At 54.1% G+C, this 19,702-nt stretch carries 19 protein-coding genes; 2 read left to right on the forward strand and 17 right to left on the reverse strand.

All coding sequences use genetic code 11. The features are described from left to right. Nucleotides 1–7 precede the first annotated feature (7 nt). From NUV48_02570 to NUV48_02625, 12 genes are all read right to left on the reverse strand, one after another. Complete coding sequence (locus tag NUV48_02570) at nt 8–1,033, reverse strand: rod shape-determining protein (GenBank protein MCR4441025.1); 1,026 nt, start codon at nt 1,031–1,033, stop codon at nt 8–10. A gap of 49 nt (nt 1,034–1,082) precedes the next feature. After that, the gene (gene radC / locus NUV48_02575; GenBank protein ID MCR4441026.1) at nt 1,083–1,754 is read right to left on the reverse strand and encodes a DNA repair protein RadC; all 672 of its coding nucleotides are present in this window, start codon (nt 1,752–1,754) and stop codon (nt 1,083–1,085) included. Between the two features lie 38 nt (nt 1,755–1,792). Beyond that, nucleotides 1,793–2,392, reverse strand: a complete 600-nt coding sequence (locus NUV48_02580) for a Maf family protein (GenBank protein ID MCR4441027.1) — start codon at nt 2,390–2,392, stop codon at nt 1,793–1,795. 25 nt (nt 2,393–2,417) lie between these two features. Further along, a complete protein-coding gene (locus tag NUV48_02585; protein MCR4441028.1) occupies nt 2,418–2,675 on the reverse strand; it encodes a DUF4321 domain-containing protein in 258 nt (85 codons plus the stop codon). Between the two features lie 72 nt (nt 2,676–2,747). Continuing rightward, nucleotides 2,748–3,308 (reverse strand): ATP-binding protein, encoded by a 561-nt coding sequence (locus tag NUV48_02590; protein ID MCR4441029.1) that lies wholly within the window; start codon nt 3,306–3,308, stop codon nt 2,748–2,750. A 15-nt stretch (nt 3,309–3,323) separates the two neighbouring features. Next, nucleotides 3,324–4,064 (reverse strand): PHP domain-containing protein, encoded by a 741-nt coding sequence (locus NUV48_02595; protein ID MCR4441030.1) that lies wholly within the window; start codon nt 4,062–4,064, stop codon nt 3,324–3,326. Continuing rightward, nucleotides 4,061–4,414 (reverse strand): AraC family transcriptional regulator, encoded by a 354-nt coding sequence (locus NUV48_02600; protein ID MCR4441031.1) that lies wholly within the window; start codon nt 4,412–4,414, stop codon nt 4,061–4,063. Before NUV48_02600 ends, NUV48_02595 begins: the two co-directional genes overlap by 4 nt. Beyond that, nucleotides 4,411–4,758 (reverse strand): hypothetical protein, encoded by a 348-nt coding sequence (locus NUV48_02605; protein ID MCR4441032.1) that lies wholly within the window; start codon nt 4,756–4,758, stop codon nt 4,411–4,413. The genes NUV48_02600 and NUV48_02605 overlap by 4 nt, the downstream gene beginning before the upstream one ends. Before the next feature lie 95 nt (nt 4,759–4,853). Next, nucleotides 4,854–5,483: a redox-sensing transcriptional repressor Rex gene (locus NUV48_02610; GenBank protein MCR4441033.1), complete on the reverse strand. Its 630-nt coding sequence runs from the start codon at nt 5,481–5,483 to the stop codon at nt 4,854–4,856. Between the two features lie 89 nt (nt 5,484–5,572). Then, entirely contained in the window at nt 5,573–6,385 is an 813-nt protein-coding gene (locus NUV48_02615) for an SPOR domain-containing protein (protein MCR4441034.1), read from the reverse strand. 57 nt (nt 6,386–6,442) lie between these two features. After that, nucleotides 6,443–7,741: a bifunctional folylpolyglutamate synthase/dihydrofolate synthase gene (locus NUV48_02620; protein ID MCR4441035.1), complete on the reverse strand. Its 1,299-nt coding sequence runs from the start codon at nt 7,739–7,741 to the stop codon at nt 6,443–6,445. A gap of 7 nt (nt 7,742–7,748) precedes the next feature. After that, the gene (locus NUV48_02625) at nt 7,749–10,415 is read right to left on the reverse strand and encodes a valine--tRNA ligase (GenBank protein MCR4441036.1); all 2,667 of its coding nucleotides are present in this window, start codon (nt 10,413–10,415) and stop codon (nt 7,749–7,751) included. Between the two features lie 469 nt (nt 10,416–10,884). Between NUV48_02625 and NUV48_02630 the strand changes: the two genes are divergently transcribed. Together NUV48_02630 and NUV48_02635 are read left to right on the forward strand one after the other, a co-directional pair. Further along, nucleotides 10,885–11,874 carry an ABC transporter substrate-binding protein gene (locus tag NUV48_02630; protein MCR4441037.1) on the forward strand — a complete coding sequence of 330 codons (990 nt, stop codon included), beginning with the start codon at nt 10,885–10,887 and terminating at the stop codon, nt 11,872–11,874. Nucleotides 11,875–12,697: 823 nt separating this feature from the next. Beyond that, entirely contained in the window at nt 12,698–13,372 is a 675-nt protein-coding gene (locus NUV48_02635) for a helix-turn-helix domain-containing protein (GenBank protein MCR4441038.1), read from the forward strand. An 11-nt stretch (nt 13,373–13,383) separates the two neighbouring features. Here NUV48_02635 and NUV48_02640 read toward each other — a convergent pair whose 3' ends face one another. From NUV48_02640 to NUV48_02660, 5 genes are read right to left on the reverse strand one after another with little or no spacing between them, the layout of a single operon-like run. After that, nucleotides 13,384–14,568: a PLP-dependent aminotransferase family protein gene (locus tag NUV48_02640; protein MCR4441039.1), complete on the reverse strand. Its 1,185-nt coding sequence runs from the start codon at nt 14,566–14,568 to the stop codon at nt 13,384–13,386. Nucleotides 14,569–14,574: 6 nt separating this feature from the next. Beyond that, a complete protein-coding gene (locus NUV48_02645) occupies nt 14,575–15,570 on the reverse strand; it encodes a hypothetical protein (GenBank protein MCR4441040.1) in 996 nt (331 codons plus the stop codon). 33 nt (nt 15,571–15,603) lie between these two features. After that, nucleotides 15,604–17,142: an amino acid adenylation domain-containing protein gene (locus NUV48_02650; protein MCR4441041.1), complete on the reverse strand. Its 1,539-nt coding sequence runs from the start codon at nt 17,140–17,142 to the stop codon at nt 15,604–15,606. Continuing rightward, entirely contained in the window at nt 17,139–19,349 is a 2,211-nt protein-coding gene (locus NUV48_02655) for a S8 family serine peptidase (protein ID MCR4441042.1), read from the reverse strand. The genes NUV48_02650 and NUV48_02655 overlap by 4 nt, the downstream gene beginning before the upstream one ends. Before the next feature lie 34 nt (nt 19,350–19,383). Then, the gene (locus NUV48_02660) at nt 19,384–19,662 is read right to left on the reverse strand and encodes an acyl carrier protein (GenBank protein ID MCR4441043.1); all 279 of its coding nucleotides are present in this window, start codon (nt 19,660–19,662) and stop codon (nt 19,384–19,386) included. Nucleotides 19,663–19,702: the final 40 nt, after the last annotated feature.

Here is a 19,702-nt window from a genome sequence, read left to right on the forward strand (position 1 = left end):
TTCCCACCTAACCTATTCTTTTATTAGGAATAAACAGCCTCTTCAAAGTATCAATGTTTTCCAAAGCTTTACCCGCGCCAACCGCTACCGCAGAAAGCGGCTCCTCCGTCAAAAAAACCGGCATTCCAGTCTCACGGCTGATAAGAGTATCTAAACCTTTTAAAAGCGAACCGCCTCCCGCCATGACAATGCCGCGGTCCATAATGTCTGCCGACAGCTCGGGCGGCGACTTTTCCAGGCAAACCCTGATGGCTTCCAAAATAGCGCCCACCGGTTCCGACAGGGCTTCAGTTATTTCCTGGGAGTCGATGTTGATTAGCTTCGGCAAGCCTGAAACCATATCCCTGCCCCTCACCTGGTAGGTTTTTTTCTCGGCCAAATCCAGGGCGGACCCGATGTTGATCTTTATTTCCTCCGCTGTCCTTTCCCCAATCATCAGATTATAAGAACGCTTAATATAATTTATAATCGCCTCATCCATCTCATCCCCGCCGATGCGAATGCTCCTGCTGGTGACAATGCCGCCCAGGGAAATAATGGCCACATCGGTGGTTCCTCCCCCGATATCAACAATCATGTTTCCGGTAGGTTCGTAAATGGGCAGGCCTGCTCCGATAGCCGCTGCCATGGGTTCTTCAATAAGGTAGGCTTCCCTGGCCCCTGCCTGGATAGCCGCTTCCTTGACGGCCCGTTCTTCCACCGTGGTCACGCCCGCCGGCACACAGACGACAACCCGGGGGCGGTTCAGATAGTTCAAGTTCCTTTTAAGCGCTTTCCGGATAAAATAGCGGAGCATGGTGTGTGTAACGTCGAAATCGGCAATAACCCCGTCTTTCATGGGGCGAATAGCAACAATGTTTCCCGGTGTCCTGCCGATCATTGACTTGGCTTCGCTGCCAACAGCCAAAACCGAGCCGGTCTCTTTTTGAATGGCTACGACGGAAGGCTCGCTGAGCACAATCCCCTTGCCCTTGATATAGACGAGGGTATTGGCAGTACCCAAGTCAATTCCCAGATCTCTGCTGAAAAACATTGATGTCGAAGTCCCCTTCCTAAATTTGGAATTATGCTAATAGTTTAACCTAAATATAACCTTTTTCTTTCATGCTTAAAAAATTATTGTGCCCGATGATCAGGTGGTCAATGATCTCGATTCCCAGAAGGCTGCCGGCTTCGCACAGGCGCCGTGTTATTTCCAGGTCTTCCTGGCTCGGCCTGGTGTCGCCGCTGGGATGGTTGTGCACAAGAATCAAGCTTGACGCGCTTCTTTTAAGAGGAAGCTTGAACACTTCCCGGGGATGAACCAGGGAAGAGTTTAAGCTGCCCACGGAAACCGTGTCGATAACCATCACCCGGTTTTTAGTGTTCAGGTTGATAACCTTAAAATGCTCCCTGTCCAGATATGACATTTCACCCATTACAAGACCTGCCGCATCTTGCGGTGAATGAACGACCGGCTGGGGACCCATGCTTTGCCTGGCCAAACGTTTGCTTAATTCCACCGCCGCTTTCAACTGAGCGGCTTTGGCCAGTCCCATACCTCGCTGGAAACTCAGTTCCTCGGTGCTGGCTCTGGCAAGATAGGTCAAGCCGCCGTTAGTGAGGATGTCCTGAGCCATCTCCAGGGCTGAACGGTCTTTCGTCCCGGTCCTGAGCAAAATGGCCACAAGTTCTTGGTCCGACAGGGCTTCAGGCCCCAGCATCAGGAGCTTTTCGCGCGGCCTTGTTTCAGCAGGATAATCCTTGATTGCCATACGGGTTTCCTTGATTATTGTTTTTTTATTCTTTTTATTCAACCAGCCGATACCCCCAGGACGGGAATCCCGCAATTGCGAAGAAGATACATGGTCTTGACCAGCGGAAGCCCCACAACATTGTAATAACATCCCTCAATTCTTTCCACCAAAAGTGCTCCCAGGCCCTGTATCCCATAGGCGCCGGCTTTGTCCAGCGGTTCTCCGCTGTTTACATAAGCCTGTATTTCCCGGGAAGTGAGATGGCGGAAAAATACGCTGGTTACTTCCACGTCCTGGTAAACGTCAACATGACCGGAACCGCTGTTTTCCGAATGGTCCACCACACAAATGCCGGTCATAACCTGGTGAACACGGCCGGAAAGGAAGGCCAGCATTTCCGCCGCTTCCTGCGCGTCCTGCGGCTTTCCCAGGACCCTGTTTCCCAAAACTACCAGTGTATCGGCGGCCAGGACAACATCGCCTTTGCCGGCCGGCGCAGCCAGCGCTTTAATTCTGGAAAGCTCCTGAACCCACTCCTGATAAGGAGCACAGGGCTCACCTTCCTCTACCCTTCCCGGGGCAACGCTGTAGGCAAGACCTAGCCGGTCAAGCAGTTCAGCCCTTCTCGGCGAGCCTGATGCCAGGATTAAAGTCATTTATTATCGATACCTCCAGGATGGATCAGAGCTTAAAATAAACAACCAGGGCTAAGAGAAAACCGATTATGCTAGCCACGTTCAACTTCAACAAAAGGCCGAAGGTCACTTTTATCACCAGCAGGTCAACAGTGGTAGGAGCCAACCCAACAGCCTGAAAACTCTGGTTCAAAACAGGCAGAACTCCGCCAAAGGCGGCACCCAGCAGGCTGCCAACCAGCCCGCCGATAACTAAAAGCATCAATAAAACCCAAGGGTTCCTCGGGGCATTATATCCTTTCAACAATTAAGCCTCCTTCTCTTGGTCATCTTATCTCAGTTTAGCACTCGCCGTTAACACAAACAAGCAAGATAATCATGCTAAATCATGGAAAGCTCTCAACACTTCTTTCTCTTTCTCCTTTAAAAAATCCTGCAACCAGTTCAGGATTTCCGGGTGATTAAGCGGCAGCCCCTCCAGGGCTTCCCTGATTTCAGCGGTATCCAAGCAAAAACTCCTGCCGTCAAATTCATGGCAGTAATAAAAATCAACATGCGGCGAGCCTTGGATAAGCGCCGTCAGGGTCGACGGCATATCTCCCAGGGGCGCCCTGTCAATATGGTTCCACTGAAACAGGGCGGAAACGACTGTCCCGCTCCCGGGCTGGGAAATTATAGTGAAGCTTCCCCCGCATGCCAGCGCGTTGGCTTTAAGCAGCGAAAGTCCCAACCCTACCCGGCGCGTTTTTCTCGTAGTGTAAAAAGGGTCCGCGGCCTTTTTCGCTTCCTCTTCATCCATCCCGCGGCCGTTGTCTTTAATCTCCATGTGCAGCCAGTTCTTGCGGGTGTCTTCCCGGACTGTTATTTCAACCCTCGTCGCCCCGGCTTCCAGGGAATTCCGGGCAATATCAAGTATATGCAGGGAAAGCTCGCGCATGTTTCCTCCAAATCACTATACCGTGGTGCGGATATAACGCCCGTCCTTACCCTTCAAGGCTTTTTTGATCTCTCCCACCGTGCACTCCGCCATAAAGGCAAAACACCGGGGAAAGGTCATGTCTGCCAGGTAGTGGGCATCAGATGAGACAACGCACGTCAATCTTCGCTCTTGCAGCTCCTTCAACAGCAGCGGGCTGCGCGGAAGACGAGGCGTAAGTTCGCCTCCATCCAGCGCGAGGTCTGGGGGTATTTTCCCCAGGTGCCCCCACAGGCTGAATGCTTGCCTGTCAAGATGGGAAGCGATGCAAATTCCTCCCAGCCTGTGAACCTCATCAACCGCCTTTTCAACCGAAAGATCGGTTCCGACCAGCAGCAGCCGTTCTAACCAGCCTGTCCTGTTCCCTTCCTTGTCGACAAGGACCTGCTCTCCCAGGCCACACTTGTTTGCCAAGGGAGGCAGCTTGTCGTAAACGGTTTCCTGCAGGTCCAGTACCTGCCCAAGGCGATCAAAAAGGCAGACCAGGTGGACATCCTCTCTGGTTTGCAGTTCCATGCCCGGGATTACTATTATTCCTTTTTCCCGTCCTTTTTCCATAAAAGCAACGACATTTTCCGCTGTATTATGGTCAGTGACCGCCAGGGCGTCATAACCAAGTGCAAGCGCCCTTTCCAGGACTGCGGGAGGGGTCATTTCTTCACCGCCGCATGGTGATAAGCACGAATGGAGATGAAGATCTATCGCCCATTCTTTCATTGCTGTTCCCTGCCCACTCCGCAGCCATAAAGGAGACAGGCCGTTTTATAGGCGCTCTCCCTGGTACTAAAAAGCGGAATTCCTTCTTGCTCCGCCTTTTTAAGAGTATCTTCCTGGGGAAGATGCCCTTCAACAATAATAACGCCAGCCAAATCCAGAAGCCGGGCCACCGCAACCACATTCATGCTGGTCTGTACCGTCAGCCACAGGTCTCCTTCCCTGGCCTGCGCCATCACATTGCTGAGCAGGTCCCCGATATAGCAGCCCTTGATCTCGTTTTCGTAACTGCCCGGCAGCAAAAAGAGCGGGGTGAGTTTCAGTTCGGCAACGACCTTTCCTAGTTTCATCACAATTCTTTCCTGCCCAGTCCCGCCTCAAAAAGAAGACCGCAGCATTCAAACATGGGATAATTTGTGGAAAGAAGCGGAATACCTTTAGATTGGGCCATTTCAATCATTTCCCTGGACGGTTCTTTGCCCCGCACAAAGACAACACCGGCCAAGTCCAGCATCTCCGCCGTCCTGATCACCTGTGGATGGATCAGGCCGGTCAAAAGAAGGGTTTTTGCCCTGGTGAACGCCAGGACATCGCTCAACAGGTCAGCCCCGCACGCCGAAACAACCTCGATCTCGTCCAGGCTGCAGCTTGTATAAGAGACCCCGTTTATTATTCTCTTAATATCCGCCAGTTTCATATTCATTCCCCCCGCCGTTATCTCCGGTCCACTCAACAAATGATTTTATATTAACCCATTATTATTATAAATAAAAAACCCGGCCTTCGCACGGGTTACTTGTTGGCAACCATATTAAAGGTCAGCACCTCAAGGTTTACGGCCAGGTCAACACTCCGGTATTCAACGTGACTGGGAACAGAGAGCACCCGTGGGGCAAAATTAAGTATTGCCTTGATGCCGGCTCCCACCATCACATCCACCACTTCCTGGGCATGCCTCGCCGGAACGGCTATAATCCCCACTTGAACGTTCTCCCTTTTGATGAATTCCGCCAGCCTGGTGGTGGGAAGAATTGGAATACCGCCGATCATCAACCCGACCTTGTTAACATCGTTGTCAAACACCGCCATGATGTTAAAACCTCTCTCCTGGAAGCCCCTGTATTGAGTAAGGGCCGAACCAAGGTTGCCGGCTCCGGCTATGATGACTTTCCACTCGACGTCAAGCCCTAAAATTTTTACAATGTGACGGTTCAATTCCTTGACATTATAACCCACGCCGCGCGTGCCGAACTCTCCGAAGTAAGCCAGGTCTTTTCTTACCTGGGCCGGGGAGTTATTCACTCCCTCCGCAATATCTACCGAAGAAACGGTTGTGACGCCGTTTTTCTCAAGCTGGTTAAGATAGCGAGAATATACCGACAGCCTGATGATGGCTGCTTCGGGTATCTTTAACGCTTTCAAGCCTCCACCCCCCTCTTTCTCTGAAAAATTATAACACACCCCTTTAAAACAGTACAGGATTCGTTTGCGGCAGGTCAAGATTAAGACGCTCAGTTCGATTCGGCCATAAAAGAGTGATAGTCCTCCAGGAGGGCTAATGCCTGCTGCTGGCTGATCAACATCTGTGTTCCCTGCCATGTTTCTTCCAGCTTGAGCAGGCTGGCGGCCCAATTTTCACAGCGACCCGCAAGGATCAAAACACCCGCGGAATAAGCCGACTGCTTATTTTCCCCGGCAATCGACCGGCCTTTCCTTCCTAGTTCTTCCAATTCCCGGGCCAGCAACCCGAACCTTGGTCTATGCTCTTTCATGTTTTCGCCCTCGATGTCCACGTTGGAATAAAGCAAAAGCCCCTTATGCAAACAGGTGCTGAGCCGGCCCAAAAAAGGGGCAATGTCTTCCTCGGCTTCCTTATCCCCGGCCGTGAATTTGAAAGATACGGAATTGACCTGACCTTGCACGACAGCAGCTTTGCTGCCGTCAACCGTAATACTCTCCGCAAGGCCGAGAAGCTTTTCCCTGTTGTTAAGAAATCCTACCAGCACACGGCAGGGAGACTGCCCCGCAATCACAGCAGGCAGTCCTTTTCGGGCCAAAGAATTCCCCAGTAAGAGGGCTGTTTCCCTGCTGGAGAAAGCCCCGGCCTGCACGCTGTAATAATCAAATTGGTTAAGCCGCAGGACTTTCTTTTTTTTAGTACCCTCCCGCCAAGAAGGTGTTATCCCCTCCAGCCCGTTCTCTCCGGCACTGCCCCGGCTGATATTGCCCAGGTAAAAGCTGCCTAAGACCTGTCCAAAAAAAAGAGAAGCCGCAATAACCAACAAGATAATCAAAACAACAGGTCTGCCCCTGCGGCGTTTCAAACTAACACCCCCATCTCCCTTAAATCCTATGCAAAAGATGGGGCTGTTTAGAACAGTTCATTCAGCAGTAAGCAGGCGTCGCACCTCTCCAATCAGGTAAAGAGAACCGGTAACCAGAACGAGGTCGCCCGGCGCCGCCTGCCCAAGCGCAGCACTGATGGCCTCAGGAAGGGGTTCGATTATCTTTATCTTTTCCGCCTCTTTCCTGAAAAACGCCGCCATTTCCTTCCAGTCTCCCGCCCTGGATGACAGGGGTCTGGTGACAACAACCATGTCCACCAGGCCATCCAGGCAGGCTGCCGCTTTACGCCTGTCCTTGTCCGCCAGCATGCCGATAACCAGGATAACCTTGCCCGCTCCCGGCCTGTTTTTTTCCAGCCAGCGGGAAACCGCTTCCATCCCTGCCGGGTTGTGAGCCCCGTCAATAACAACCAGCGGGTTTTTTCTCACAATTTCCAGCCGGCCGGGCCAGGTCACTGAAGACAGGCCGCCTTTTATCTCTTCCTTCGTAACGCTCCAGCCAAGCTCGTTTAATACCTCCAGGGCCAAAAGCGCAGTGGCCGCATTGACCAGCTGGTGCTCGCCCTTTAAAGGTATGAATAGATCAGGAAATGAGTTTTTGCTGCTGTTGACGCAAAAATGCTGCCCCTCAAGATTCTCCTCCTTAAGCCGCCAGTTTATCTCCCGGTGGACCTCAAAAAGAGGCGCCGCTTTGTCACGGGCCTGGCGGCGCAAAACGGCCAGCGCCCGTCCATCGCTGCTGGCCGTAATCACGGGGCGCCGCTCTTTGATGATACCGCCTTTTTTTTCCGCAATTTGCTCGACCGTATCGCCCAGGTAATCTGTATGGTCGAGACTGACGTTGGTGATGATGGAAAGGAGCGGGCTTTTGACCACGTTGGTGGAGTCAATGTCTCCTCCCAATCCTACCTCAAGCAGCACAAGATCCGCCCTGCTGCGCAAAAAGTAAAGGAAAGCCATGGTGGTCAGGACCTCGAACTCCGTGGGGTTTTCGCCGGTCTCTTTTTGTACTTCCCGGAAAAAAGGCTTGACCGTATAAAGCAGGCTTGCAAACTCCTCTGCAGAGACTGGCTCCCCGTTAATGGCCATTCGCTCGGTATAAGAAACGAGGTGGGGAGACGTAAACGTCCCCACCCGGTATCCCGCCTGCCTTAGCGCCGCTGAGAGCAGGGCCAAAGTGGAACCCTTCCCGTTGGTCCCGCCTATATGAATGACCGGCAGCGCGTCCTGGGGGTTATCGAACCTGGCCAGGAGACTCCTGATCCTTTCAAGTCCCAAATTGATGCCGAACCTGGTTAATTCGCCCAGCACTTCCAGCGCCTTCGCGTAATCCATCGAATCTTCACCCTGTCAAAGTCGCTATCCTTTCTTCGACCGCTTCTTTCTTTTTCCTGCAATCCCGCAGCTTTTCCCTCTCTTTTTCAACCACCTCCGCCGGGGCACGGGACGTGAACCCGGGATTGTCCAGTTTGCTTTCCAGCCTCCCGACCTCTTTTTCGTAATTCTCCAGCTCTTTTTGGAGACGGGCAAGTTCTTTCTCGATGTCGACAAGGCCCTTCAAGGGGAGGTACACTGCAGCCCCGCTGACCACTGAAGCCACCGCCTGGACGGGCTTTTCCCCCCGGTCAGCCAGCAGGACCAGCCGCGAGACGTTTCCCAGGTTGACGATGTAGTCCTGACCGGCGCGCAGGGTTTCGGCCGCCTCATCCTCCTGCGCCGCCAGGACCACTTCGGCTTTTTTCCCCGGCGCGACATTCATTTCGCTTCTCAAGTTGCGGATGGCCCGGACCACTTCCATGATGAGATTCATCCGCCGTTCTGCAGTCTCGTCCAGCTCGCTTGCTTCCCCTCCAGGCCATTTGGCCAGCATAATCGTTTTTCCCTCATGGGGCAGGAGCTGCCAGATCTCCTCCGTGATAAACGGCATAAAGGGATGAAGCAGCTCCAGGGTCTGTCTTAATGTCCGGGCCAGCACATACTGGGCTGTTTTTTTGCTTTCCGCTGTCTCTTTCCCGTAGAGACGCGGTTTGACCAGCTCAATATACCAGTCGCAGAACTCATCCCAGAGGAAATCATAAAGCGCGCGCGCCGCTTCGCCCAGTTCATAACGTTCCAGGTTGCGCGTAACCTCCAGCGCCGCCCGGTTGAAGCGGCTCCTGATCCAGCGGTCCGCCAGGGTGAGGTGCTGCGGGACGAAGCCGGTGTCGAAATCTTTCAGGTTCATCAGCGCGAACCGGCAAGCATTCCAGATCTTATTGGCAAAGTTGCGGACACCCTCCAGCCGCTCCGTCTGGAAGCGCAGGTCATTTCCCGGCGTGTTGCCGGTGACGAGCATGAAACGCAGGGTGTCGGCCCCGTACTGGTCAATCACCTCGATAGGGTCCACGCCGTTGCCCAGGGACTTGCTCATCTTCCTCCCCAGGGCATCCAGGATCAGGCCGTGGATGAACACTTCCCGGAAAGGCACACCGGGCATGAACTCCACCCCGGAAACAATCATCCGCGCCACCCAGAAAAAGATGATGTCGCGTCCTGTCACCAGGACCGAAGTAGGGTAATAGCACTCCAGTTCCAGCGTTTGGTCAGGCCAGCCCATGGTGGAAAACGGCCACAAACCCGAACTGAACCAGGTGTCCAGCACGTCGGGGTCCTGTTCCAGGCGGCTTTGGCCGCATTTCGGGCAGGACTTCGGTTCTTCCTTGGAGCAGATCAGCTCCTCGCAGTCCCGGCAGTACCAGACCGGTATGCGGTGCCCCCACCACAGCTGCCGGCTGATGCACCAGTCGCGTATATTTTCCATCCAGTTGAGATAAATCCTGGTGAACCGTTCGGGTACAAACCTGATCCGCCCGTCCAGCACGCAGTCGATGGCCGGCTTGGCCAGCGGCTTCATCTTTACAAACCACTGCTTGGAAATCCTCGGTTCCACCACCGTGTCGCAGCGGTAGCACTGGCCGATCGAATGTTCGTGCTCCTCCACCTTCACTAAGAAGCCAAGCGCCTCCAGGTCACGGACTATCCTTTCCCTGGCTTCATAGCGGTCCAAGCCCCGGTACGAACCGGCGTTTTCATTCATCCTGGCCTGGCTGTCCAGGACAGTAATCTGTTCAAGATCATGGCGCAACCCCATTTCAAAATCGTTGGGGTCATGGCCGGGAGTAACTTTAACCGCCCCCGTGCCAAACTCCCTGTCAACATACTCATCGGCAATAACCGGGATCGGCCTGTTCATCAAGGGAAGGAGAACCATCTTGCCTACCAGGCGGGTGTAGCGTTCATCCTGGGGGTGAACGGCCACCGCCGTATCGCCCAGCATCGTTTCCGGGCGCGTGGTAGCCACCATCACCGCCTCGTCGCTGCCGATTACGGGATACTTGATGTACCAGAGCTTTCCCTTTTGCGGTTCATGCTCTACTTCGATGTCGGAAATGGTTGTCTGGCATTTGGGGCACCAGTTGACAATATAGTCTCCCCGGTAAATGAGCCCTTTTTCAAAGAGACGGACAAAGACCTCTTTCACCGCCCGGGAACAGCCTTCATCCAGGGTGAACCGCTCCCGCTCCCAATCGCACGACGTGCCCAGTTTTCTCAGCTGCTTCGTAATGCGGTCCCCGTATTGTTCTTTCCACTCCCAGACGCGCTCCAAAAATTTCTCGCGCCCCAGGTCGTGCTTGTTAAGGTTCTCGGCCGCCAGCTGTTCCTCCACCCTGGCCTGGGTAGCAATACCGGCATGGTCCGTACCCGGCAGCCACAGGGTGTGATAACCCTGCATTCGTCTCCAGCGGGCCAGGATGTCCTGCAGGGTATTGTCCAGGGCGTGGCCCAGGTGCAGCGAACCGGTCACGTTGGGAGGCGGCATCACAATCGAGAAGGTCCTTCCCTCTTCCCTGGCCTTCTTCACTTCCTCGCTTGCTTCAGCATGAAAGAACCCGTTTTTCTCCCAGAAGCTGTACCATTTTTCTTCCACCTGTGATGGGTCATAGGTTTTGGCCAGCTCTTTTTCAGTCATGGTTACAGTTCCCTCCATTTTGGTTGGTAGTTGTCAACCGGCAGCAACTAAAAAACCTCCCGTCTAATACGATTTAAAGGACGGAAGGGACTGTTTCCGCGGTACCACCTTAATTCCCGCGCGGCAGGTTTTATGCCCTGCACTCCGCGAGCTCTCGAAATGAGTTAACGGTCATTGACCGGCGGTATCTAACTGGTCCCAGTTTTAACACCGCACCTCCCGGGTGACCCAAAGCCCGCGCTTGCCCTGGCAAGCCTTGCAGCCCGGGGCTCGCCTCTCTGGAGGGGTCACGGCTTTTTTCCCGTTCAAAGGTTTTAGGGTATATTTTCTCTATCATCTTACTCATTAATAAAGTACTTGTCAAGAAATCCTGGAGCCATAGTCCGTACTAACCGCAAACAGTCCCGAATATATTTCAATTAGGCACAGCATATATGACCATTTAAGGTTTAAACGCCGGGAGGACTGTATGGCTGGTAAAAAGATGCTGGTTATTGTTTTGGCACTGGCGCTGGGACTCATTAACGGCTGCGCAAAAAGGGAACCAGGAAAAGAAAAAGCAGCCCTGAATATAACCGAAGCCTATCATTCAGTACTCAATATGCCGGTCTACATCGCGATCGAAGCGGGCTTTTTTCAAAAAGAAGGGCTCGCTGTTCATTTAACCACCGCCTGGTCGCAGGAAAAGGCGTTCCAGCAGCTGGTCTCCGGCTCTTCCCCACTTGTGCTGGGAAGTCCTGAAAGCCTGTTTTATCACCTCCAGCAGGGAAACAAAGTCCCGCTGACCTACCTTGCCCAGACCGCGTGCCAAAGCGGCTATTACCTGGTCGCCAGGCCCGGCGAGAAACCGTTTTCCTGGCAGGACCTGAAAGGCAAAACCGTGATCGGAAGCCAGGGAGGGGAACTCCAGCAGGTCATCTTCGAATACCTGCTGAAAAAAAACGACCTGCGGCCCCATCTCGACGTCCACTTGATCCAGAACCTGCCCGGCGAGCTCAGCCTGGGAGCCTTCCAGGCGGGCACTGGTCATTTCCTGATAGCCGCGGAACCCGCCGCGGCCAGGGCGGAAAAAGAATACAGCTGCCGGGCCGTCGCGACCCTCGACGTTCTGCCCGGCCCCCTGGTCACCGGAACCGTGATGACCACCCTTGATTACTTTGAAAAAAACAGGGAAACCTGCGCCAGGTTCGTCAGGGCCATCGACCTCGCGCTCAAGTGGTTGAACGAGCACACGCCGGAGGATATTGTCGCCGCCAGCCAAAAAGCCTTTTCGCAGGAGGATGAAAAAGTCCTGTTGCGAGCGGTAAGCCGTTATAAAACCCTGGGCTTATGGCCCCTTTCAACCGCCATCCACCGGGAAGGCCTGGACAACCTGCAGGACATCATGCTGGAAAGAAAAGAGCTGAACGAAAAAATACCTGTTGACAGCCTGTTGATATACCTGGGAGGCGCCTGGTAAAGGTAGTGCTTCCCGTTTGCCACCGCAGTTTTCTCGTCAATTGTATAACAGCCCCATTCATAAGCCTGCCCCCACAGGCTGTAAATCCATTTTCGCCAAAGGTGGTAATTTATCCCGACCTTCTGTCTTTTAACGCGAATGGGAACCATGGCCGCTTCCCCCAGCTCCTTGATATAGCGGTATGTAAACTTCATTACATACGGCATGGTAAACTCCCCGGTCCCCCTGATCGCGCTTTCGAACAGTAAGGCGGCCGCTTCTTCCGCCGGGCAGTATTTGTCCCTGGCTGACCTGGAGTAATACTCGTTAAAGTCAAACTTATCCCCGAGCATTCTTTCCATTTCATCCCACCCTGTGGAACCCCTGGGAAGATAATACTTCTGCATCAAACAGCTCAATTTATAAACCATCGAGTTTAGACGTGCTTTGACCGCCGCTTCTCCGAAGAGACTGCGGCAGGTATCGATCCCCGGATCGTAAATCTGATAAACGTAAGCCGGCGACTTTTTTATCTTGAAAACTTTACCCAGGTAAACTTCTACAAAGTCAAGGGCCCGTTCGTAGTCCATGTTAGCCTTCTCCAAAACTTTGAATACGTGTTCCGAAAACGAAGCCAGGTTTTGCGACGAACCGAAGACTTTCACCTGCGGGTACCCCCTTGCATGGGTTTTTGATTTCTTTACGCCAAATATTTTATGCCTTAATGCTGCGTTATGTCAAATAAATATTGTATAACAATACATTTAGCAATTGCCAATGTTGAGTACCTGTTCTTTACGTCCTGCAAAGATATAATAAAAATTGAAGGAAGGGGGAAAATCCAGTGAATTTTGGTAATAGATTGAAGCTTTTGCGCCAGGAAAAAGGCATGACGCAGTCCCAGCTAGCCTCAAGTTTTAATCTGGCTGAATCAACCGTCTCGCTCTATGAATTGGGCAGAAGAACCCCCGATTATGAAATGTTGATAAAATTTGCCAATTTCTTCAACGTTACCGTTGATTACCTGTTGGGGAATGCTGAAGAAAGACGACCGCCGGTCAGTTTCCGGGAAGACGGCGAGCAGTACGATCCGGAAAAGAAAGACGCGTATCCTCCCGCCAGGCTCCCGGTCGTCACCGCCGTCAGGGCAGGTCCCCGGGGAGTCGTGTTTGAAAAGGAACCCGCCGCGGAATGGGTCTCCGGAATAAATGTCAGCGACGGCAATTTTTTCTGGCTGAAAGCGAAGGATGATGCCATGAGCGGCCACGGCATCCTGCCAGGCGACTTTATCCTGATCAGGGAGCAGTCAGAGCTTGAGTACGGCGAAATGGGCTTGATCCTGATCCCCGGTGAAGAGGGATGCATCCGGCGGTATTATAAAAATAAGGACAGCATCGTGCTGCTGCCTTCCAATCCATACACTCCTCCCCGCATTTTCACGGGAAAGGAGCGTGCCGGAATAAGGGTTGTGGGAAAGGTGGTCCAAATCAGGAGGACATACCAGCCCGACCCTGTTTAATCTTTGCCTCTTTACCATCCATAGTCCCTGATTAATCCCCCCAGGATTTCAATTCCCCGGTGGATCTGTTCCGGAGTGCTGCCGGAAAAGCTGAGCCGCAGCGAATTTTGGCCGCCGTCACGGGTAAAGAATGCTTTCCCCGGAACAAAGGCCATCCCCCGCAGTATCGCTTCCGGCAAAGCCTTGCCGCTGTCAAAAGCTCCCGGCAGGCGCACCCAGATGAAAAAACCTCCCCGCGGCCGCGTCCACTCCGCTTGTCTTGGCAAATGCCTCTTCAGCGCTTCCAGCATGGCGTCGCGCTTTCTCAGATAACCGGCGCGGATGTTTTCCAAATGGGGTTCTAGACAGCCTCGGCTCAAGAACTCGCAGACGATCCGCTGGGATAGATTGGATGTATGAACATCCAGCACCTGTTTGACCACGGCCGCTTTTGCCCTGGTCTCCCGGTCGGCGACCATGTACCCGACCCGCAGCCCGGGAGAAATTATTTTTGAAAAGCTGCCCAGGTAAACGACCCGGCCTTTCCTGTCCAGGGACTTTAAAGCCGGGGGTTCTTCCCCTTCGTAGCACAAGTCGCCGTAGGCGTTGTCCTCGATGAGGTGAAAGCCGTGTTCTTCGGCCAGGCGCAGCAGCCGCTCCCGGCGGTCCACGCCCAGCGATACCCCGGTCGGGTTTTGAAAAGTGGCCACGGTGTAAACGAACTTTGGCCGGCAGGCGGCCAGCGATTTTTCCAAAACGTCCACCTGCATCCCCTCGCCATCGCAGGGTATGGGCAAAAACCGCACCCGGTACGAATTGAAGGTTTGCAGGGCCGTCAGGTAGGTTGGTTCCTCCACCGCCACCAAGTCCCCTTCCTCCAGGCACAATTTGCCTATCAAATCAAGAGCCTGCTGCGAGCCGGAAGTGATCAGGACCTCTGCCGGCGCGGCGGTTATTTTTTTGCTCTTTTGCAGCCAGGCGGAAATGTTTTCGAGCAACGGCCCGTACCCCGCTACCGGACCGTACTGCAGCACCCCCGTACCGTCCCTGGCCAGGATCTCGCCGGCCAGCATTTCCATCTCGCGCGCCGGCAGGCTGTCATTAGAGGGAAACCCGCCCGCGAAGGAAATGACTCCCGGCAGGTCGAGCATTTTGAAGATCTCGCGCGCCGCGGGATTTTCCATCTTTTCGAACCGTTCCGACGGTCTTAAAACCACCCGCCGTCACTCCATTTCTTTTTGTTCTTTGAAGCCGCACTCGCCGTCATATTCAAGCAGGACAAGGTTGTGGATCGTGTCATGGTTGTCCACCCGGCCTATGGTCCCGCTCCCGTAGAGCAGGAACTTGTCGCCTTTGTTAAAGCTCTGTCCGCGTATGGCATCGGCGTAGTTCATTATCGTGTCGACATCGGCCAGGTGTCCCCGCGACAGGTTGTTCAAAAACAGTTTGTTCATTCTTATTCCCGACAGCCTGGAAAACATGAAGTACCCGTGGCGGTTGATATTCAGGGGGATCAACAGCCGAACGTCCTCCAGCCCCAGTTTCTTTTTTTCCAGGAACAGCCGGGTAAATTCCGCTCCTTTCTTGATGTTCCCGGACAGGCCGAAGGAATCGCCTTTTTCCGGTATTTCATAGTACCGGTGGTAACTGAACCCGCCGTCGGAAATCGAGGCGGAACCGGCCAGCCTGGCCTGGCAGCCGTTTTTGCCGACAACCATCAAGCCCGCCCCGTCGCCGAGGATGCTCGTTCCCAAAAACCTTTCCTTCTCTGCGAATCCGTATACTATGGAGAGGATCAAAACATTTTCCGCCTTGCCGCTGTCGATAAGTGCACCGGCCAGCTCAATCGCCTGCAAAACCGATATGCACTGCTGCTGGCAAAGGACCAGGGAAGCGTTGACTAGCCCGTACTTGGCCTGCAGCAAGTAGGGTATGCAGACATTGCCCCGCAGCAGGTTATACGAAGACGTGTAGATGACATAGCCTATCTCTTCCGGTTTGCTGGCGCCGGCCGCAAAATAGCCGTCCAGAAGCAGGCTGAGCATCTCCACCTGGTCTTTTTTTCGTTCGATTGGCACCCTTTCCAGCCCGTTCTGGTTGACGAAAAAGTTGTAGACCTCGTCCCTGCTGATCCGCGGGTCTTCAATCTGTTCCAGGATTTTCGCCACCTCCAGGGTGTCTTCCGGGAGGTAGTAACTGGCGTGAGTTATTCCGCTCATAAGCACACCTCTTCATTTTGTCCCGGCTGTCTGCTAAAAAAGCGCAGCCAAGGCGCGTCGATCGATTTTGCCGGACTTATTCCTGGGTATTTCTGCGCCCGACAGGAAAAAAAACCTTTGGGGTATCATGTAACCCGGGAGTTTCCGCCGCAGGTAAGAAACCAGCTCTTCTGCCGGCAGTTCCCGGTCCTCTTGGCAAACGACGAAGGCTTTGAGCCGGGCGTTGAACAGGCCGTCTTCATCGGCCAGAACAATGGCGTCCCTTATGTTCTCATGGGCCAGCAGGGCCCGTTCCACCTCCGAAAGATATACCAGGTGCCCCCCCACCTTGACGGCGTCGTCCCTTCTTCCGATAAAAACATAGTTGCCGTCCTCATCAACCGTCACATAGTCGCCCGTCTTGTAGACCTTCTCCCCCCGCTGGACCGCGATTTCCACCAGCGCTTCCCCGGTCTTTTCCGGGTCGCCGCAGTAACCCTTCATGACCTGTATCCCGCCGATGTACAGCTCTCCGGTCTCCCCCGGCTGGACCGGCTGGCTGCGCTCGTTCAGGGCCCAGGCCTTCACGGTGGGCAGCGGTTTCCCGATGGGCAAAAAGCCGCCGGCACCTGGCGGCACCTGGTCGAAGATGTACAGCGTGGCGGAATGGGTCGTTTCCGTCGGCCCGTAACCGTGTATGAACCTTACCTGCGGGAGCAGCCGCTTCAATTCCCTGATCACCTCTGTCGGGCACGGCTCGGCGCCGTACCAGACAGTCCTCAGCCCGTCGAGCTTGTAGTCGCGAATGTTCGAAAAACGGCTGACCAGCAGCTTCAACATGGACGAGACCATCAGCGTATCGGTGATCCTGTGCTTGTGCAGGGCGTTGACAAGTTCATTGGGCCAAACAAATTTTTTCATTAAGAAAACTGTTCCGCCCGCCTTCAGCGTGCAAAACAGGTCAACTATCGAGGCGTCAAAATACAGGGGGCTCACATTCAAAAACCGCGTGTCTTGGGAATAACCGACCAGGTTTACAACCGTCTCGGTAAAGGCCGTTACGCTTTTGTGCCTGATCATTACCCCTTTGGGCCTGCCGGTGGAACCCGACGTATAGATGACGTAAGCGTTGTCTTCCTCGCTCCTTTTGAGCAACCGCCCGTTTGTGCCGCTCTTGCCGCCATCGCCGAAACCGTAGCAGTCATAACTGTCGTCATATTTATTTACGAGCAGAACATTTGCCGCGCGCGATATCCTGCTCAGCCTGTCCAGGCCGTCCGAATCAGTGATCACAAACTTCGGCCGGCAGTTTGAAATAATATGCTTCAACCTTTCGGGAGGTATCGCGTAGTCCACGGGCACATAGGCCGCCCCGCTCTTTAAAACTCCGAAAATGCTCACGACTGCTTCCAGGGATTTTTCCAGGAGTATTATGACGTTGTCGTTATATGACACGCCGTTTCCCTTGAGTAAAAAAGCCAGCCTGCCGCTATAATCGCCTAAATCCCGGTAACTCAACTCCCTGTCTTCCTGGACAACCGCCGCCTTTGGCCAGTCGGCTTTGTCGTCCAGGACCTGTTCCAAGTATTTCACGGCTTGCCTTTAACCTCCCTTTCATTTATGAGCACGAACCGCAGGTACCCTATTTTCACATCGCCTATTTTCTGGTAAATATGCAAGGCTGCTCTCCCGGCTTGCAAATGCTCCGGATGCTTTATGATGATTTTTGCCGGAATAAGCTCCCGGGGGCTTGCCTTGATGGGCGAAACATCTATCGTCTTGTCTTTTATCCCTGTACGCACGGCCGTGCGGCCGCCCATGATTTCCAGCCGAATATCCCCGGCCTGGATGCCGTCCAGTTCTATGCTTATACCGGAGTAATAGCCGCCGTCCAAGGGATTGTTAACAAAAAACAGGCACTCGTTTTGGGCATAAACATTGATCCGGCAGCTGTTCAAACGGTGGACGGCGGGATTGTAAACCAGCCGGCCGTAAAGATCGGAAAGGCTGACAAACCTGGACGGCAGGCCGGCCTTTTCTCCCTCCACCAGGCAGACAGCCTGCCCGGGGCACCGGTTTCCAAGCGCAACGGGCCCGCAAACATTGAAGGAAAACGGGGCCAATTCCGGCGTGGTCATCCTGGCGATCCAGTTCCAGAAGGCGGGCAGGACCAGCGGCGCCAGGGGAGCGGAATACACCTGAAAGACATGCCGTTTATTCTTGGCGGTGTTGTTTTGAACCCTAAGATACAGGTGCCTGTTCTCCGGGCCCCAAGGATCGGCGAGGTCGTCGCGGTGCTTGAAGTTGACGCCCATGCTTTCCTGGGCATCTGCGCACTTTTCGTTTTTGAGGATGATGTCGGGAGTACAGCAATCCTTTTCCAGCGACCCGCGGTTAAATCTCTTTTCAGCCAGACTGTTTCTCATGATAAGGCCGCTTTCTCTTTCCAGGTAATTGCTCATTGAGCCGGCGTTTAAAAAACCGAACCCCGCGGCCTTGTTCCAGCCGGGCGAGCCCGCCCTGTGCCCCATGAAGCTCGCCCCCGCGGTCACATCGAGCGCGGAGCTTTGCAGAACATGCTTGAGGTCTTTTTTCCTTAATTCGGGTCGCATCTGCAGCAGCAGGGCCGTCAGCCCGGAGACATACGCCGCGGCGGCGGACGTGCCGCTTGAAACCAGCCAGCCGTCATCGGTCCTGGTCCCGTCCCTGGTCCCGTTGTTCCGGTCAAAAACGCTGCCGGGCTGCGTGGGGAACAGGATCAGCTGGGCCTTGGGCATCCGGCCGCACGGGCCGCAGATGTCGGGCGCGAAGCGGCCGGCAAACAAGTCCGAATAATAGCTGCTGGAAATGTCCGATACCTCCAGCAGGCCGTCTTCGCGGGGGAAACACCCGCCCACGGACAGGACATCCGGGTGGCACACCGTCTGAAAGAACGAAGCCCGCCGGTCGCTTGAGCCGTTCCCGCTGGAAAAAACGACGGTGGCCCCTTTGCTCACAGCATTGGCTATTTCCAGGTATATTTGCGGTTCAAAACCAATCGTGCCCCAGCTGCAGTTGATAATGTCCGGCTCCAGCCGCGACGCTTTTTGAAAGGCGGCCACCGGGTAGCTGAAACACTCGTCGGCCAGTTTTACAACCGTGTAGTTTATCCCCGGAGCGACGGCCAGCAGGACGGAAGACATGGCGGTGCCGTGGCCTCTTTCGTCCCGGCTGATGTCAAACCCCCGCACGGCGGGAACGACATTAAAAGAATAGCCGTTTTCCCTGAAATGGCGGTGGTTGTACAGCCCGGTGTCCACCATGACTACGTTTATTCCCCTGCCGTCTATCCCGCGCCGGTGAAGCTCTTCCACCCCGGCAATCCTCCTGATGTCCCCGGGCACCCTGAGGTGATAGTAGTCCAGTTCCGGCATTGCGTCCTCGAGCAGCCCGTTGAGCTCAAAGCTCTGCCGCGGAAACGATATTTTCTCGATGTGCCTTTGGCAAAAGGGTGCCCTTGGCTCCTCATCGGCAATAAAAACGTACTTTTCAAAGTCCCTGATGTATTTTATCCTTTCCTTCCTCACCGCCACCCCGAAAGTTTCCTCAAACAGCTCCCGCGGGCCGCTGACGGAGATCCCGACCTCCGAGTCGGCTTCCACCGCAAAGCCCCGAACGGCAAACTCGCTTTTTGTTTCCTCGACCGCTTCGGGCGGAGGAACAAACAGCGCCAAGGTGCCCCTGTTCAATTGGGCAAGGTCCCGGTAAACGGACAGGCCGCCCTTCGAGAAAAACGTAACCGTAAACACGACAGTCTCCATGGGCTTCTCCCCCGCCTTCGGCAATTATTGATTATTATTCAAAAAAGCATCTCTGGATTACCGCGGACAGAACAGCGATGTTCCTGAAGTTGTCCTCGACCAAAATATCCGGGTGAAATTCCTTCTGATAGAAGCTTTCTATGGAAATGGTCAGCTCAATCATCTGGATGGAATTGAGGGAAAGACCGCCGTCAAACAGCTTTGTTTCCGGCTCCACCTGGTCGGTATTGATCCTGAATGTTTCGGCGATGATGTTTTTCAGATCCTCGATGATCTCTCCCTGGCTGATGTTTTCTTTCACCTGTTCAAGCATATAAAATCCTCCCGCCCGTGTAATCGAAAACCTTCTCAAG

This window comes from Peptococcaceae bacterium (assembly GCA_024655825.1).
In the GTDB taxonomy this organism is placed as follows: Bacteria; Bacillota; Peptococcia; order DRI-13; family PHAD01; genus JANLFJ01.

Bases quoted from the DNA above. Each gene is read 5' to 3' on its own strand.
- NUV48_02645 (MCR4441040.1), bottom strand. From the start codon at position 15,570: ATGAGCGGAATAACTCACGCCAGTTACTACCTCCCGGAAGACACCCTG.
- NUV48_02580 (MCR4441027.1), bottom strand. From the start codon at position 2,392: ATGACTTTAATCCTGGCATCAGGCTCGCCGAGAAGGGCTGAACTGCTT.
- NUV48_02595 (MCR4441030.1), bottom strand. From the start codon at position 4,064: ATGAAAGAATGGGCGATAGATCTTCATCTCCATTCGTGCTTATCACCA.
- NUV48_02625 (MCR4441036.1), bottom strand. From the start codon at position 10,415: ATGACTGAAAAAGAGCTGGCCAAAACCTATGACCCATCACAGGTGGAA.
- NUV48_02570 (MCR4441025.1), bottom strand. From the start codon at position 1,033: ATGTTTTTCAGCAGAGATCTGGGAATTGACTTGGGTACTGCCAATACC.
- NUV48_02630 (MCR4441037.1), top strand. From the start codon at position 10,885: ATGGCTGGTAAAAAGATGCTGGTTATTGTTTTGGCACTGGCGCTGGGA.
- radC (MCR4441026.1), bottom strand. From the start codon at position 1,754: ATGGCAATCAAGGATTATCCTGCTGAAACAAGGCCGCGCGAAAAGCTC.
- NUV48_02655 (MCR4441042.1), bottom strand. From the start codon at position 19,349: ATGGAGACTGTCGTGTTTACGGTTACGTTTTTCTCGAAGGGCGGCCTG.
- NUV48_02590 (MCR4441029.1), bottom strand. From the start codon at position 3,308: ATGCGCGAGCTTTCCCTGCATATACTTGATATTGCCCGGAATTCCCTG.
- NUV48_02660 (MCR4441043.1), bottom strand. From the start codon at position 19,662: ATGCTTGAACAGGTGAAAGAAAACATCAGCCAGGGAGAGATCATCGAG.
- NUV48_02605 (MCR4441032.1), bottom strand. From the start codon at position 4,758: ATGAAACTGGCGGATATTAAGAGAATAATAAACGGGGTCTCTTATACA.
- NUV48_02620 (MCR4441035.1), bottom strand. From the start codon at position 7,741: ATGGATTACGCGAAGGCGCTGGAAGTGCTGGGCGAATTAACCAGGTTC.